General features: G+C 64.0%; 13 protein-coding genes, 1 pseudogene and 1 riboswitch. Of the genes and pseudogenes, 10 read left to right on the forward strand and 4 right to left on the reverse strand.

The features are described from left to right. Window positions 1-24 precede the first annotated feature (24 nt). Together rplQ and truA are read left to right on the forward strand one after the other, a co-directional pair. Window positions 25-372, forward strand: a pseudogene (gene rplQ / locus JQS30_RS04170) (50S ribosomal protein L17); the annotation flags it as partial. 220 nt (window positions 373-592) lie between these two features. After that, a complete protein-coding gene (gene truA, locus JQS30_RS04175) occupies window positions 593-1429 on the forward strand; it encodes a tRNA pseudouridine(38-40) synthase TruA (protein WP_213172132.1) in 837 nt (278 codons plus the stop codon). Between the two features lie 65 nt (window positions 1430-1494). Here truA and JQS30_RS04180 read toward each other — a convergent pair whose 3' ends face one another. Further along, a complete protein-coding gene (locus JQS30_RS04180; protein WP_213172133.1) occupies window positions 1495-2190 on the reverse strand; it encodes a type 1 glutamine amidotransferase domain-containing protein in 696 nt (231 codons plus the stop codon). Between the two features lie 210 nt (window positions 2191-2400). Then, entirely contained in the window at window positions 2401-3384 is a 984-nt protein-coding gene (locus JQS30_RS04185; protein ID WP_213172134.1) for a hypothetical protein, read from the reverse strand. 364 nt (window positions 3385-3748) lie between these two features. Between JQS30_RS04185 and JQS30_RS04190 the strand changes: the two genes are divergently transcribed. Then, window positions 3749-4309 carry a class I SAM-dependent methyltransferase gene (locus JQS30_RS04190; protein WP_343076175.1) on the forward strand — a complete coding sequence of 187 codons (561 nt, stop codon included), beginning with the start codon at window positions 3749-3751 and terminating at the stop codon, window positions 4307-4309. A 12-nt stretch (window positions 4310-4321) separates the two neighbouring features. On the opposite strand, the gene JQS30_RS04195 is transcribed toward JQS30_RS04190, so the two are convergent. Continuing rightward, window positions 4322-4876, reverse strand: a complete 555-nt coding sequence (locus JQS30_RS04195; protein WP_213172136.1) for a GNAT family N-acetyltransferase — start codon at window positions 4874-4876, stop codon at window positions 4322-4324. Between the two features lie 387 nt (window positions 4877-5263). Continuing rightward, window positions 5264-5375: riboswitch (TPP riboswitch) on the forward strand. Here JQS30_RS04195 and thiE point away from each other — a divergent pair. The 7 genes from thiE (at window position 5366) to JQS30_RS04230 (ending at window position 12399) form a co-directional block, all read left to right on the forward strand. Continuing rightward, window positions 5366-6046 carry a thiamine phosphate synthase gene (gene thiE, locus JQS30_RS04200; RefSeq protein WP_213172137.1) on the forward strand — a complete coding sequence of 227 codons (681 nt, stop codon included), beginning with the start codon at window positions 5366-5368 and terminating at the stop codon, window positions 6044-6046. It overlaps the preceding riboswitch by 10 nt. Then, window positions 6043-7110 (forward strand): glycine oxidase ThiO, encoded by a 1068-nt coding sequence (gene thiO / locus JQS30_RS04205; RefSeq protein WP_213172138.1) that lies wholly within the window; start codon window positions 6043-6045, stop codon window positions 7108-7110. Before thiE ends, thiO begins: the two co-directional genes overlap by 4 nt. Before the next feature lie 3 nt (window positions 7111-7113). Next, on the forward strand, window positions 7114-7305 hold the full coding sequence (gene thiS / locus JQS30_RS04210; RefSeq protein ID WP_213172139.1) for a sulfur carrier protein ThiS: 192 nt from the start codon (window positions 7114-7116) through the stop codon (window positions 7303-7305). Window positions 7306-7310: 5 nt separating this feature from the next. After that, window positions 7311-8081 carry a thiazole synthase gene (locus tag JQS30_RS04215; protein ID WP_213172140.1) on the forward strand — a complete coding sequence of 257 codons (771 nt, stop codon included), beginning with the start codon at window positions 7311-7313 and terminating at the stop codon, window positions 8079-8081. Further along, entirely contained in the window at window positions 8078-8899 is an 822-nt protein-coding gene (gene thiD / locus JQS30_RS04220) for a bifunctional hydroxymethylpyrimidine kinase/phosphomethylpyrimidine kinase (protein WP_213172141.1), read from the forward strand. The genes JQS30_RS04215 and thiD overlap by 4 nt, the downstream gene beginning before the upstream one ends. 154 nt (window positions 8900-9053) lie before the next feature. Then, the gene (thiC, locus tag JQS30_RS04225) at window positions 9054-10613 is read left to right on the forward strand and encodes a phosphomethylpyrimidine synthase ThiC (RefSeq protein WP_343076176.1); all 1560 of its coding nucleotides are present in this window, start codon (window positions 9054-9056) and stop codon (window positions 10611-10613) included. A 313-nt stretch (window positions 10614-10926) separates the two neighbouring features. After that, window positions 10927-12399 (forward strand): LPXTG cell wall anchor domain-containing protein, encoded by a 1473-nt coding sequence (locus JQS30_RS04230; RefSeq protein WP_213172143.1) that lies wholly within the window; start codon window positions 10927-10929, stop codon window positions 12397-12399. A gap of 147 nt (window positions 12400-12546) precedes the next feature. Here JQS30_RS04230 and JQS30_RS04235 read toward each other — a convergent pair whose 3' ends face one another. Continuing rightward, complete coding sequence (locus JQS30_RS04235; RefSeq protein WP_213172144.1) at window positions 12547-14505, reverse strand: alkaline phosphatase; 1959 nt, start codon at window positions 14503-14505, stop codon at window positions 12547-12549. Window positions 14506-14749: the final 244 nt, after the last annotated feature.

Genomic DNA, 14749 nt, shown 5'->3' on the forward strand with positions numbered 1-14749 from the left:
TGCCCCAACTTTAGGAGCGAGAAAATGCCCAAGCCATCCAAGGGCCCGCGCCTGGGCGGTTCCCCGGCACACGAAAAGCTGATGCTGGCCGGTCTGGCCGCGTCGCTGTTCGAGCACGGCCGTATCACGACGACTCAGGCCAAGGCCCGCAAGCTGCGTCCTTACGCCGAGCGTCTGGTGACCTATGGCAAGCGAGGCGACCTGGCGTCGCGTCGTCTGGCCTTGGCCAAGCTGCGTAACAAGGACATCACGCACGACCTGTTCGAGCAGATCGCGCCGCGTTACGCCGACCGCGACGGTGGCTACACCCGCATTACCAAGGTGGGGCCGCGTCGAGGCGACAGCGCCCCCATGGCGGTCGTCGAACTGGTGTAAGGCGCATCGAAAGCGATTGGTCGCGTATTCGAGTGCTGAACAGCCTCCGCTGTGGCGGCGTTGTGAAGTGCCACCGAACGCGCACCGGACTCAGGGCCCTCAACTTCACGGTTGGGGGCCCTGAGTTTTTCGTCAGCGCGGAGTCGATGAGGCTGTGAGTACGTTCCTTCCTGGGGTGAGCTTTGTGGCCAGTCGTAGAAGTAGAGGGAGCTAGACAGTGGAGGAACAGTCAAACTGGGCGCGGTTGCGTCTGGGGGTCGCCTACGACGGCACGGAGTTTCACGGTTGGGCGGTGCAGCCGCAACTGCGAACCGTGGCCGGGGAAGTGACGCGGGCGCTGGGTGTTTTGTTCTCCGAGATTTCCGACTTCACTGTGGCTGGACGTACTGATGCCGGGGTGCACGCGACCGGCCAGGTCGTTCATGTGGATGTGCCTGCGGCACAGTGGGCACAGTTGGCTGAGCGATTGTTGTGGAGGCTGCGGGGGATACTGCCGCCCGATGTCCGTGTGACCTCGGTTGAGGAAGTCCCGGCTTCCTTCAATGCCCGGTTTGCCGCGCTATGGCGTCGTTATCGTTATCGGATCGCCGATAACCGCTGGGGCGTGGACCCGTTGCGTCGCAACGACACGCTGGCGTGGAAGTGTCCGCTTGATATGGAGGCGATGAACGCGGCGAGCCGCCACCTGCTAGGGGAGCACGACTTCGCGTCGTTTTGTAAAAAGCGCGAGGGCGCGACAACGGTGCGCGCGTTGCTCGATTTCACTTGGGACCGGGACGGTGATGGCGTCTTGGAGGCCACGGTGCGCGCTGACGCCTTTTGCCATTCGATGGTGCGTAGCTTGGTAGGGGCGGTGGCCGCCGTGGGTGAGGGACGTCGCGACGAGGCCTGGTTGGTCGAGGTACTTGCCGCGGCTCGCCGTTCCAGCGAAGTCGCGGTCGCTCCAGCCCACGGTCTGACGCTGGTGGAAGTGGCCTATCCGGATGATCCTTCCGAGTGGGACGAACGCGTTAGCGCGACGCGGCGCGTGCGCACGCTCGAAGCCCAGTCCTGACCTTGGGGTGAGTCGGTGACGAAACGTGCTGGGGCCCGGTGGCGATGCCACCGGGCCCCAGGGCTTTAACCGAGCCGCTGCAGTAGCTCTTTGGCGACCGCATTGGTGGAGGCGGGGTTTTGGCCGCTGATGAGGTTGCGGTCCACCACGACGTTCGCCGCCCATTCGGGGCCGTGTGAATAGACCGCGCCACTCTTGCGAAGCTGATCTTCGAGCCGCCACATGACCTTGTCGCCCAACCCAACCAGGCCTTCTTCCTGGTTGGAGAAGCCGGTCACGTTGCGTCCGCGCAGAGGCGAGATACCGTCTCGGGACGGCACCGCGAGCAGGGCGGCGGGCCCGTGACACACGGTCGCGACGATCTTGTCAGTATCGAGCGCCCTGGCTAGGAGTCGTCCCGAACTGGGGCTACTAGCCAGATCTTCCATGGGGCCATGTCCGCCCGGATAGAACACCGCGTCGTATCCGTCTATGTTGATATCACCTATGCTCAGTGGGTTGCGCAGGCCGTCAATCTGGGCCAGTTCGTCGGCGATGGCGGCCGCGCCTTCCTCGCCTCCGTTGGCATCAGCGGTCAGGCTGGCTTGGTCGACGGTTGCCTCTACTCCATCGGGGGTGGCGAAGTCGACCTCGTGTCCGTTTTCAACCAGGGCTCGGTATGGCGTCACCAACTCCTCGGCCCAGAAACCAGTCGGGTGTGAGTCGCCGTCCGACAGTGTCAGCGAGTCTGCGCCGGTGACGACAAAGAGAACCTTAGCCATGTCTGCTCCTTCAGGTTTGAGTTCGCAGTCAATGCGACGCCTAAGCGCCTGTGGTCTTGACGCTACCGTTTTCCAGGGGCCGACTTTTCCGATTGGGTCAGTTGCCCGCCGGTGACATTGCCAACTGACATGTCGTCTCGCAGGCTCGCCGCCGCCGGTGGAGGCGTGCTGACATGACGCCGAATCCCGCAGCGGGCCGGGGCACCGCCGCTACCGGCCGCGGCGCGGTTCCAGTTGGTCGACCGCCCAGCCGTCGACCAGGTCGTCGATGAGTGCCCGCACGTCGCCTCCACCCGAATCTGGGGTGTCGCCGTCAGTTTGTCCGACCACGCTGTACAGCAGGAAGTGCCCGTAGGTGTTGTGTCCCAACACCGTGGGCGTGCGACCTAGCTCGGCGCTGGGGCCCTCATCCTCGCGCAGGGCCGTGAATCCGCCATCGACGTCGCCGCCGTTGAGCGCTTCACCTAGCGCCGTGGCCTCGTCGGCGTCGCTGAGGTTGACGACGCCCACCGTGGCCACATATCGTTCCGAGGCGTCGAGAACGGTGCCCCGAACGACTTGGCTACAGTCGGCCTCGGCGAGCAGGTCGGCCACACCTTCGAACGCGGCCTCGGCGCAGTCGTTGACCTCCTCGGTGAGGAGGACCGTGTAGGAGGAGACTCCGCCTTCGGGCTGAAACTGTTCCTGCGGGAACAGCTCCGCGGCCGAGACTGGCTCCGGGTTCGTATCGCGACTGATGATGGGGTCATCCGGCTCTGGTTCGAAGTCGACGCTGTCGCCCGCGTCGGGCTGCTGCGAGGCGTCGGGCACAAACTGCGGCTCGGTTTCTTGCAAGATCATCCACGCGCCTACCGCGCAGGTGGCCAATACCGCGATGCCCACCACGCTGGCGAGGGTGCCCACCCACCATTGGCGGCGTTTGCGCGCTTGGGCTTGGGCACGCCGCAGGGGGCGCGTGACTTCCTCGCTGCCGCCGCGCGGACCAGGCGAGTCGGCCGACCGCTGGGGGCGCTCCATCGGGTGTCGATAGTCTGGCCGTGCTTCGGGCGCGTTGGGGTCGGCCGCATTCTCGGCAAGGTCGTTAAGAGTCGCGTCACCGAGGCCGGTGTTGTCCGTTGGGCCTGCGTGGCTCATTTCCGGCGCGATCGCGGCACGGTCATCGTATGTCGGGACCGTTGGCGGTTCGCCGGTCACGTACGGGCTACCGGCCCGTGGCCGCGGCGGGTTTACGTGGGTTGGAGGATTACTTCGGACGCTGTCTGGTTCGGAGTAGGAGCCGGCTGCTCGGGGAGGGGGAACCTCCCGGCCTGCGCGCCTGCGCGCGCCCGTCTGCGGTACACCGAAGGGAGAGTGGCCGTGTGCCATGTCCGCAGCATAGCCCGCCGGGCACAGCATCCCGCGCATTTCTATGAGTAACTTTCGAATGAATGGTGTCTACGCAGGTTGGGTGGGGTGCCGCGCGATGTGGGGCGTGTCAATGCGTCATAATTCTTCCGTGTCCGAATCATCGCGAAACGAGCAGCCGCAGCATTATTTCAGCGCCCAACCCGACGTCGAGATGCGCGAACGTGTCATTGAGTTCGACATCCATGGGCGCCAGTATGCTCTGACCACCGCCAGCGGTGTCTTCTCCGGCAGCCGGCTGGACCCTGGCACGGCGGTACTGCTGCGCCGCATCACTGCGCCAGAGGGCCCGGGCACGTTTCTCGACCTAGGGTGCGGATACGGCCCCATTAGCGCGGTCCTCGCCAGTCGGGCCGATGCCGAAGTGTGGGCCGTCGACGTCAACGAACGCGCCCTCGAACTGACCCGTCGCAACACCGCCGACCTGCCCGGAAAGGTTCATGTGTGCGGCATCGAGGAGGTCCCCTCCGAAGTTCTCTTCGATGAAATTTGGTCCAATCCGCCCATCAAGATCGGCAAAGACGCTTTGCACAATCTCTTGCTCAGATGGCTGCGGCGGCTTAAGCCCGACGGGTCGGCGTGGATGGTCGTCTCCAAACACCTGGGCTCGGACTCGTTGGGACGATGGCTTGTCGAGCAGGGGTTTGTCACTGAAAAGTACGCCTCGGCGAAAGGCTATCGAGTACTTCGCATCACCCACGCCCAGGCGGAATAAGGACCGAGGGCCCTATAGCTGGATGGACACCTCGCGCCGCAAAGTAGGCCGTGGGTCCTCAGTCAGCCTCGCCCACCGAGCCACGTCGTAACGCTCTCCGTCGTAGCTGAGTTTGGCCCGTTCGATGCCTTCGCGCAGAAAACCAGCGCTCTGGGCGACCGCGCCCGAAGCGGGGTTATTCAAGCGGTGCCCCAGCTCCAAGCGCTGAACGCCATGCTTGTCGTGGACGAACTCCACCAGGGCTGTGAGCGCGTCGGTGGCCACCCGCCTTCCGCGGGCAGGTGCGGCAGTCCAGTAAGACACCCAGCCCACCTCGTGACTGTCGATGCCGGTGACGGCGACATTGCCGATGGGCCAATCGTGGGCACACACGGCGAATCCGAAGCCGCGCGGGCGGCCAACCAGGTTGCTGGCCCAACTCAGCCACTCATGACCGGTGTCGCGGTCGCGAATTGGTTGCCCGGCTTGGTTGTCCATGTCCGCAGTCGCGAACGCGGCGATCACTGCGTCCATGTCGCGCGCCTCCCAAGGGCGCAACGTCAACGGGGTGTTGGTATCAATCGACATACCCCCAGCATATGGCGGTCGGCCGGGCCGTCAAACCAATTATCGACCAGGTGGTGGCCGCAGCGGCTCTCCTCACCGAACACTCATGAAGCCTCTGCGCCCGTGCGGGCATTCACCGGGCCCATCGCGTGGTTGACAAAAGCAGGCCCTTCTGGCCTGAAGGGGGCATATGCCTCGTACCGGTTGGTACGGCGCAGACGGCAAGCTGGCGAACACCGCCAGTCGGATCTTAGTCACTGGGTCCAGATGCACCTTGAAAGCACCGCCACATCTGGCGTACGGTAGGGCCAGACGTCGCGCTCGTCACCGACAGCATCGAGGTCGATACAAATTCATATGGACGCAAGGCCGTGCGAACACCACGAAACATTCACCGTGGCGCAGGGCCAAGTCACCCGCGGGGGCCCGGTACACCGGGCTGAGATTGGGGCTGAGAGCCCCTGACCGTTGAACCTGATCCGGATAATGCTGGCGCAGGGAGAAGGAGCTATGCACACAAGCGATACGGTGTCCACGCACGAGACACCTGGGAAATCCGTGCCACGACTGCACGTCATCACACAGACGCGCCCTGGCCACGATCCCTTTCCGTCCATTAAAGCGGCACTGGCAGCCGGTGCGCGGCTGATCCAAGTGCGCCCCGAAGACCATTACACCGACCGGGAAGCCCTGGCACTGGCCGAGGAGATCACCGACCTGTGTCGGCAACAGGGCGCTTTGTCGGTGGTCAATGATCGCGTCCACATCGCGCAGGCCGTCGCCGCTGACGGGGTGCATTTGGGAGCCGACGACCTTCCGGTCGACATCACGCGCGGCATCCTTGGAACCAGTGCCATCATCGGTGGCACCGCCCGCGACGCGATGAGCGCTCGCGTGCTGCGCCGGGCTGGGGCCACCTATGTGGGAGTCGGCCCGGTCTTCCCCACGCAGACCAAGGAAGGCCTTCCCGACGCCATCGGGTTGGAGGGCCTGGCCGCAGTGTGCGCCGCCGTCGACCTGCCCGTCATCGCCATTAGCGGCATTGACCCCGAACGGGCCCGCGCCTGCGTAGAAGCCGGAGCCCACGGCGTGGCCGTCGTGGGAGCCATCAGCTCCGCGCCCGACCCGTACTGTGCCACCCGGGAACTCCTGGCGGCAGTCGGGGAACTCCCCACCGGAGACCGAGCATGAGACGTATTCACGTCATCGGGGCCGGAGCCATCGGGCTCGGGATCGCCTGGCGCGCCGCCCAACGCGGAGCCGACGTCACCGTCTTCGACCCTGACCCCGGCAGTGGCGCCTCCACCACAGCCGCCGGAATGCTCGCGGCCGTGACCGAAAGTCACTTCGGAGAAGAAACCCTCGCCGACCTCGCCACCGACTCAGTCACGCGCTGGCCCAGCTTCGCCGCCGAACTAGAGAACGCCTCCGGCCTAAACGTGGGCTACCGCGACATCCCGACCCTATTGGTTGGCATCGAAGAAGGCGACCGCGACAACGTCACCCGCTACGCGGGCCTATACCGCAAGCTGGGCTTCGAGGTCGAAAACCTCACCGGCCGCACCGCCCGCAAGGCCGAACCGCTGCTATCGCAACGCGCCCGTGGCGGGGTCCGCGTCCGAGCCGACCACGAGGTCGACCCGCGTGCCGTCCACGCCGCACTGCTCACCGCCGCCCACCGCGCTGGCGTCCATATCGTGCGCGACAAGGTCACTGACCCCACCGCAGGGGACGCCGACGTGGTCATCCTCGCCGCCGGCTGTGGCAGCGCCGCCTTCGACCTGCCAGTTCGGCCTGTGCGGGGAGTGGTCTTGCGTCTGCGCGCCGACCAACACCAGCTCCAACCCGACAACATCGTGCGCGCTTTCGTTCGAGGCAATCCCGTCTACATCGTCCCGCGCGCCAATGGCGAAATCGTCATTGGCGCCACCTCCGAAGAGCGAGGATTCGACGCCACCACCGGCACCGCCGGAGCCACCTGGGACCTACTGCGCAACGCCATCGACGTCGTACCCGAAATCGCCGAATACCACCTGGCCGAAGTGGACGTGAACTTCCGACCCGGAACCCCCGACAACCTCCCCATCCTCGGCTGGAAAGACGACCTCCTGGTCGCCACCGGCCACTACCGCCAGGGCATCGCCCTCCTACCAGCGACCGCCGACCACCTCGCCGCGGCCGCCTTCGGAGAAACCGTCGACAGCCTCGCACCCTTCGACCCCGCCCGATTCGCCGACCGACACGCAGGGGAGTAGACCATGCCAATCCACCTCAATGGCCAACCACGCGAGGACCTTCACACCATCGCCGAGGCCGTCGCCGCCATCACCACCGCCACCAAAGGCGTCGCCGTCGCCGTCAATAGCGAAGTCGTCCCCAAAAGCCAATGGGGCCAGGAACTCAACGACGGCGACAAGGTCGAAATCCTCACCGCCACCCAAGGAGGTTGACGACGATGACGGACCCACTGACCATCGCCGGGCGCACATTCGAATCCCGGCTCATCCTCGGCACCGGCGGTGCCGCCAGCCACACCGACATCGCCGAGTCCATCACCGCCTCCGGAACCGAACTGGTGACCGTCGCCCTGCGACGTGTCAACCCAGAGGCCGAAGGCACCGTACTCGACCTGCTCGAGAAACTCGGCGTCGACATTCTGCCCAACACCGCTGGCTGTTTCACCGCCGAACAGGCCGTCCGCACCGCCCGGCTCGCCCGGGAAGCCTTCGAAACCAACTGGATCAAACTCGAAGTCATCGGCGATGAGAACTCCCTGCTACCTGACCAAGTCGAACTGCTGGAAGCCGCCGAGACACTCATCGGCGAAGGCTTCGTCGTCCTGCCCTACACCAACGACGACCCGATCTTGGCCCGCCATCTCGAAGAGGCAGGCTGCGCCGCCATCATGCCGCTAGCCGCACCGATTGGCACCGGGCTGGGAGTGCGCAACCCACACAACCTCGCCATGATCTGCGATCAGGCTCGCGTCCCCGTCATATGCGACGCGGGAATCGGCACCGCCTCCGACGCCAGCCAAGCCATGGAATTGGGATGCGATGCCATCATGCTGGCCACGGCCGTAACCCGAGCCGAGAAACCCGCCCTCATGGCGCATGCGATGAAACTCGCCGTCGAAGCCGGACACGCCGCCCGCAACGCCGGACGCATCCCGCGCCGCCACCTAGCCCACGCCTCCACCACCTTCGAAGGGATGGCCGAGCTGTGAAAACCCCACCCGTCGCGCTCACCATCGCGGGCTCCGACTCCGGCGGCTGCGCCGGAATCCAAGCCGACCTGCACACATTCGCCGCCCACCGTGTCCACGGCACCAGCGCGATCACCGCGCTGACGGCCCAAAACACCCACGGTGTCGCGATGGCCACCAGCGTCACCGCCGACATGGTCGAAGCCCAACTCGAAGCCATCACCTCAGACTTCGACGTGCGAGCGGTCAAGACCGGAATGCTCGCCGACCCGACCGTCCTGGGTGTCGTCACCAAATGGGCGCGAACTGGCCGCCTGCCCAACCTCGTCGTTGACCCCGTTATGGTCGCCACCTCTGGCGACTCCCTCTTCAGCGGGGACGCCCAGGCCTACCGGGAACTACTGGCGGCCGCCGATCTCATCACCCCCAACCTCGAAGAAGCCGGAATCCTCAGCGACAACCACATCGGCGCCAGCACCGACTTGCGCCGAATCGCACTGGCGCTGGTGGAGAACGGCGCTCGGGCGGTCCTCATCAAGGGCGGACATCGACGGGGCGCGAACGTCACCGACGTGCTCTATATCGACGGGGTGTTCCACGAACTAACGCTGCCACGGGTCCACACCGTCAACACGCACGGCACCGGCTGCACCCTCTCGGCGGCGATCGCGGCGAATATGGCGCTTGGCCACAACGTGCTGACCGCAGTCACGCGGGCCAAACACTACCTCACCGAGGCACTGGAAGGCGGCGCCGAATGGAAGCTCGGCGGTGGAGCCGGGCCCGTGGATCACCTGCATGTCCTCGCCCAAGCCGCCGAGTCCGACCACACCGATTGACCGAAGCTCGCCACCCCAGCCATGTCGACCAGCCCTGAAAACCAAACCAGACCCTTTGCCACTGGCCTCAACGCAGCGCCGGTGGTCGAAGAATCCGCATCATTCGCAACGCAATCGCGTCGGCATCGGACGCGCCATAGGAGAACACACCATGATTCCATCCCGCAAAAAGGTCTATGTCGAAGGAAGTCGCCCCGATATTCAGGTTCCCTTCGCCGAAGTCGAACTCTCCGGCGGTGAACCGCCCGTTCGCCTCTACGACACCTCCGGGCCCGGCTCAGATCCCGAAGAGGGTCTTCCGCAGCTGCGACAGAAGTGGATCGAAGAGCGCGGCATCGACGAGAAATGCAACACACAGCTGCACTATGCCAAGAAGGGCATGATCACTCCGGAGATGGAGTTTGTGGCGATTCGGGAGGGACTCCAACCGGAGTTCGTGCGCGACGAGATCGCCGCCGGGCGCGCGATTTTGCCGAACAACATCAATCATCCCGAGAGCGAGCCGATGATCATCGGCAAAAACTTCCTGGTGAAGATCAACGCCAACATCGGTACCTCTGCCGTGTCGGACTCCATCGCCGATGAGGTTGAAAAGCTCACCTGGGCTACCCAGTGGGGCGGGGACACCGTCATGGACCTGTCGACAGGTAAGCACATTCACGCCACGCGTGAACACATCATCCGCAACTCGGCCGTGCCCATTGGCACCGTGCCGTTGTATCAGGCCCTCGAAAAGGTCAACGGTGACCCGACCAAACTCAACTGGGAGGTCTACCGCGAGACCATTATCGAGCAGGCTGAGCAGGGCGTCGACTACATGACCGTCCACGCTGGAGTGCTCTTGAGCTATGTGCCGTTGGCCGCCAACCGCGTGACCGGAATCGTCTCGCGTGGTGGCTCCATCATGGCCGCCTGGTGCCTGGCCCACCACGAAGAATCGTTCCTGTACACGCATTACCGTGAGCTGTGCGAGATCTTCGCCAAGTACGACATCGCCTTCTCGCTGGGCGACGGCCTGCGTCCGGGGTCGATCGCCGACGCCAATGACGAGGCCCAGTTCGCCGAACTGCGCACGCTGGGCGAGTTGACGAAAATCGCCTGGGAATACGACGTTCAGGTCATGGTCGAAGGCCCAGGCCACGTGCCGATGCACAAGATCAAGGAAAACGTTGACCTGCAACAGGAGATCTGTCAGGAGGCCCCGTTCTACACGCTCGGCCCGCTGACGACGGATGTGGCCCCCGCCTACGACCACATCACCTCCGCGATCGGCGCGGCGATGATCGGTTGGTTCGGCACGGCGATGCTGTGCTACGTGACCCCGAAGGAACACCTGGGGCTTCCCAACCGTGACGACGTGAAGGAAGGCGTAATCGCCTACAAGATCGCCGCTCACGCCGCCGACTTGGCCAAGGGACACCCGAAGGCGCAGGAATGGGACGACGCGCTGTCGAAGGCACGCTTCGAGTTCCGTTGGGAAGATCAGTTCAACCTGTCCCTCGACCCACAGCGAGCCCGTGAATACCACGACGAGACGCTCCCGGCCGAACCGGCGAAGACGGCGCACTTTTGCTCCATGTGTGGACCGAAGTTCTGCTCGATGAAGATCAGCCAGGAGCTTAAGGAGTACGCGGCTCAGGGCATGGCCGAAAAGAGTGAGGAATTCCGTGAAGCTGGCGGCAAGGTGTACCTACCCGTGGTGGAGAAGAAATAACCGCGCCGGTTTTCAACTTGGAGGGCACTGACGTCCTCGTATAGCCAACCGTGGGAGTGGGGCCGACCAGAAGGTCGGCCCCACTCCCACGGTTGGTAGGTCGCGTGGCTACGAAGCGGAGCCACGCGACGGGCCACGCCACGTGAATGCTCTGGTAGGAGCTTTGCGGCGTGATGCCGAAATGTTATGCAACTTTATCGGTGTGTCGCCCGTGTTTAGAGTGCCTTAATCTTTCATGTCAGGAACTGTGATTCACCGGTGCCCGTTGTTGAGTCAACCATGTTCCTTGATATCCCCAAACAGACGGAGAGAAATGAAACGCCCTCTCAAGAAATTCGTCGCTGTCGTGGCAGCAGTGGCGATCGGCCTATCAGGAGCGCTACTAGCCGCTTCGCCCGCCCAGGCGCACGGTGGCCCCAGCGAAACGAAACAAGGAGGTGGCCCCACTCCCGGCTTCAGCAGCGAATTCGACTGCGTCGATGGAAAGTGGGTCATCACCTGGACGTTGTCCGCCCGGGACGACACGAAGCGAAAAGTCTCCGAAATACGGATGCAAAAGCCAGGCCAAGGCCAAGGCGGCAACCCGTGGAACAGCGTCGAACTCGACGGTGACCTGCGCGTCGATGAGATCCTGCAGCAAGGCTCCCAGACCTACCCGTCGGAACTGTCGGGCACCTATGTCCTCGACGGTGACTTCTCGGGCATGGTGAAACTACAGGTCCGCACCGACTGGTGGCATCAGCACCGCGGATGGAGGACCGGAGGGATCTCGCCAGACAACTCGGTGAAGATCAGCGGCGAATGCAAGGCCGACGAGACTGGTGAATCTCAACCGTGGTCCTACGCCAAGTCCACGTGTGAATTCATCAAGGTGAAGGTGGCCAACGGCCCTCGCGCCACCGCCAACAGCTCCTTCGAGCTGCGCGTCGACGGAGAAACCCGCCAATCCGGAGAGCTGACGCCCGGTGAATGGGAGTACTTCAAGTTCTACGAGGGCGAGGCGGTCGAGGTCTACTTCGACGGCGAGCTCTACGACAGCTACGAATGGAACCCCGAAGCCTGGTGCTTCCCCGGTGACTACGAAGTGACCTCGGGTTGCTTTAACTGGATTGCCAACCTGTGGGTGCCCGAATACGGAGAGACCACGACCTGGACGTTCACTGACAACACCGGTGCCTCCACCGAAGTCACCCTCAGCCCCGGCGAGGAATTCTACGACGAGGTCCTAGCTGTTGCCGGCGACAACCCCTCTTTGACGGTCACCCAAGACCCCAACGGGGAAACGGCCACCTACGAATACGACCAGCCCGCCGACTGCTTCAAGGAAGCGGAGTTCGAACTGGTCGAGGGAGCCAACTGTGAGGGCGTGTTCTTCTACGCCCACAACTCCTCGCAAGACGGTGTTGACTTGAACTTCGAGTTCGTGCCCAGCGCTGGCGAAGCCAAGACTGTCGTTTTGGCCGCGGGTGAGTACCGGGACGCCGAGGACCCGATTACCTTCACCGCTGACGCCGACGGTTTCACCGTTGACCTCACTGTCACTCCGGTCGAGGGCGAGTTCGAAGACGGACCCGTCACCTTCACCTCGGCGGCTTGGGCCTCCGACCAGAAGGGCTGCGCCGATGCGCCTGGCAAGGGCGATGGCGAGACCGACGACGCAAGTCGACTGCCCGTCACCGGCACCTCGATGATGATCGCCACCGGTAGCGCTGCGGCCCTACTGTTGGCGGGCGCGCTGCTGTTCTTGCTGATGCGCCGTCGTCACACCGCTCAAAACTGGGAGTAGTGCCCGCTGCCTCGGAACACCGATAGCGCTCATGTGCGCGGTATCTGAGGCGCGAGGACGCTCTCAATGAGATTCGGCCGGGCAGGGAGATCCTTTTCCCTGCCCGGCCGAATGTGTTCGCACCGGTTTCCTGGCCGCGGGTGCGGCTTATGTGTCAGTGGCGTCGATACCCAGGGCGTCAATCATCAGGTGGAATACCTCGGTGTTGTCCAGGAACGAGTTGAACCTGGCCGACCCTGGACCCGAGGCGAAGAGCGGAACATCGTCGACCGTGTGCACGCAGTTGGTCTGGTTCAGCGGCAAGTTTCCCTGCTGCAATGGTGAGTCGGGGTCCCGCTCCGGGTTGGGAACGGCCACTCCATCCTCATCCAATAGCGCTGGCTGCTTGAAGCGGCCGTTGTGCTGAAAGTCGTCGGTGTGGTCTGGGTGGTTCGACCACCCATAGAATAGGGACACTTCAGGCTGAGGGTCGTCGGGGAAACCGTCTCCGTTGGTGTCGGCGTAGGTGGGAAACGAAGCGTTTCCGTACACGCCGTTGGCGTCCCGCTCACCACCGTCGTTAGCATCGTGGGTGCCGACAATACTCATTGAGTGATTGTGATCGGCTGTCACGATGATCAACGTGTCGTCGCGGCCCTGCGCCCACTCTTTGGCCACTCCCAGCGCTTGATCGAATTCGATCGTGTCGTAGATGGCGCGCGGGCCATCCATGGGGTGCGACATCTTGTCAATGGAGGCACCCTCCACCATGAGGAAGAATCCGTTTTCGTTGCGCTGCAACACCTCTAGGGCCGCCTCGGTCATCTCCTTGAGGTTGGGCTGGTCGGTCCACTCTCCCAGCACTTTCTCATCGACGGAGTGTTCGCGGTCCAGGTACACGTTCAAGTTGCCCGGATGGAAGGTGGCGAGTACCTTGTCTGGACCCGTGGCGATCACGTCGGCCAGCTCCGAACGGGTCGAGGCATACGCGTAGCCCAGGTCTTCGAATTCGATGCGCAAGTCTCGATCGTCCTCGCGCCGCGATCCCTCCTGCGACTGCGGCAACAGCGAGGCCATGCCGCCGCCCATGATGACGTCGGGAGCTTGCGTTTCGTTGAGCGCTTGGTCCATGATCTCCAGGTACTCGGAGCGTCGACGGGTGTGAGCCCATACCGCCGCCGGGGTCGCGTCTTGAATCTCTGAGGTCGTCACCACTCCCACGGACATGCCACGGGTGCGCTTGAGCAGCTCGGCCATGGTCTCCACGCGCGGATGCGCGTTCGGGTCCTCTTCGGAGGACTCGTATACGCCCATGGCGTTGACCGAGGACTTGTGACCGCACATGTAGGCCGACATCGAGTTGGCCGAGTCGGTGGCGAGGGCATCGGCTCCTGACGTCCCGACGAAACCCCGGTATTCCATTTGGTCCATATGTAGTAGGCCGTGATACTTGCCTTCGCTGATCCCCTTGGACAGGATGCGCGCGGCTGTGATTGGGGCCTGCCCCATGCCGTCGCCCAGGAAGAAGATGACGTTCTTCGCTCCGCCTGCTCCCGCGCCGTGGACGGTGTGCACGACACTTTCCTCCAACGTCTGGCCTCGGTGGGTGACGCGGACTTTCACTGTGTATTCCCCGGGGCTGGGGTAGGTGAGATTGCGGTATTCGATGATCATTTCGTCGCTGGCTCCGGCGGAGCGCTCTGGGGAGCTGGAGAGCACCGCGGCTGGAGCCAAGTCGGGTCCGGCGATGTCCAACTCGACGCGGGCGTTGATGGGGTTGACGCCTCGCACCTCGACCCGCAGATCGAACAGTGAACCGGCGCGGAATGTGGCCAGGTCGATGGGCAGGATCGTCACGCCGATGTCGCCGGAGCCATTGCGTCCACGCTGGGGCCGCCGGGGCTGGGGTTTCGTGCGTCCGGTGTTGGCGTGCGCCTCTTGGGAGCGAAAGTCGCCGCGACCACGGGGCTTGGTGGTCGCGTGGTGGGCCACCTCGGATGCGTTGTCTCTGGGCTGTGCGGCGGCGTAGCTGCCGCTTCCGACGAAGACGGCGGAGGCGGCAGCAGTGGCGGTGCTGGCCTTGAGGAGGGTGCGGCGGTGGGTTCCGGTTCGGTTCTCGTCTGACATGCGGGGCCTCTCAAATCGGGATCGTGGGGGAGGGCGTTCGAGGGTCCGGTCGCGTGTTCAAGGTGGGGCTATCGGGAGCCAACACGTGGTCTATGCGGCCGGAGTTCTCACTGTGAACGATCCGATTAACTGATGCGCATACGAGAGCTAAATTCTGGGTGACGGGGTTTAGTTCGCGGGGCGCACTTTGCCAGAGGAATTGGACGGGGTGAATTGGGATCGCTGTGGTGGGCGTGCGTTGAGC

The organism is Natronoglycomyces albus (assembly GCF_016925535.1).
Taxonomy (GTDB): domain Bacteria; phylum Actinomycetota; class Actinomycetes; order Mycobacteriales; family Micromonosporaceae; genus Natronoglycomyces; species Natronoglycomyces albus.

Coding starts and splice junctions, on each gene's coding strand:
- JQS30_RS04180 (WP_213172133.1), bottom strand. CDS start 2,190: ATGGCTAAGGTTCTCTTTGTCGTCACCGGCGCAGACTCGCTGACACTG.
- JQS30_RS04190 (WP_343076175.1), top strand. CDS start 3,749: ATGCGCGAACGTGTCATTGAGTTCGACATCCATGGGCGCCAGTATGCT.
- JQS30_RS04195 (WP_213172136.1), bottom strand. CDS start 4,876: ATGTCGATTGATACCAACACCCCGTTGACGTTGCGCCCTTGGGAGGCG.
- thiE (WP_213172137.1), top strand. CDS start 5,366: ATGCACACAAGCGATACGGTGTCCACGCACGAGACACCTGGGAAATCC.
- thiO (WP_213172138.1), top strand. CDS start 6,043: ATGAGACGTATTCACGTCATCGGGGCCGGAGCCATCGGGCTCGGGATC.
- thiS (WP_213172139.1), top strand. CDS start 7,114: ATGCCAATCCACCTCAATGGCCAACCACGCGAGGACCTTCACACCATC.
- JQS30_RS04215 (WP_213172140.1), top strand. CDS start 7,311: ATGACGGACCCACTGACCATCGCCGGGCGCACATTCGAATCCCGGCTC.
- JQS30_RS04230 (WP_213172143.1), top strand. CDS start 10,927: ATGAAACGCCCTCTCAAGAAATTCGTCGCTGTCGTGGCAGCAGTGGCG.
- JQS30_RS04235 (WP_213172144.1), bottom strand. CDS start 14,505: ATGTCAGACGAGAACCGAACCGGAACCCACCGCCGCACCCTCCTCAAG.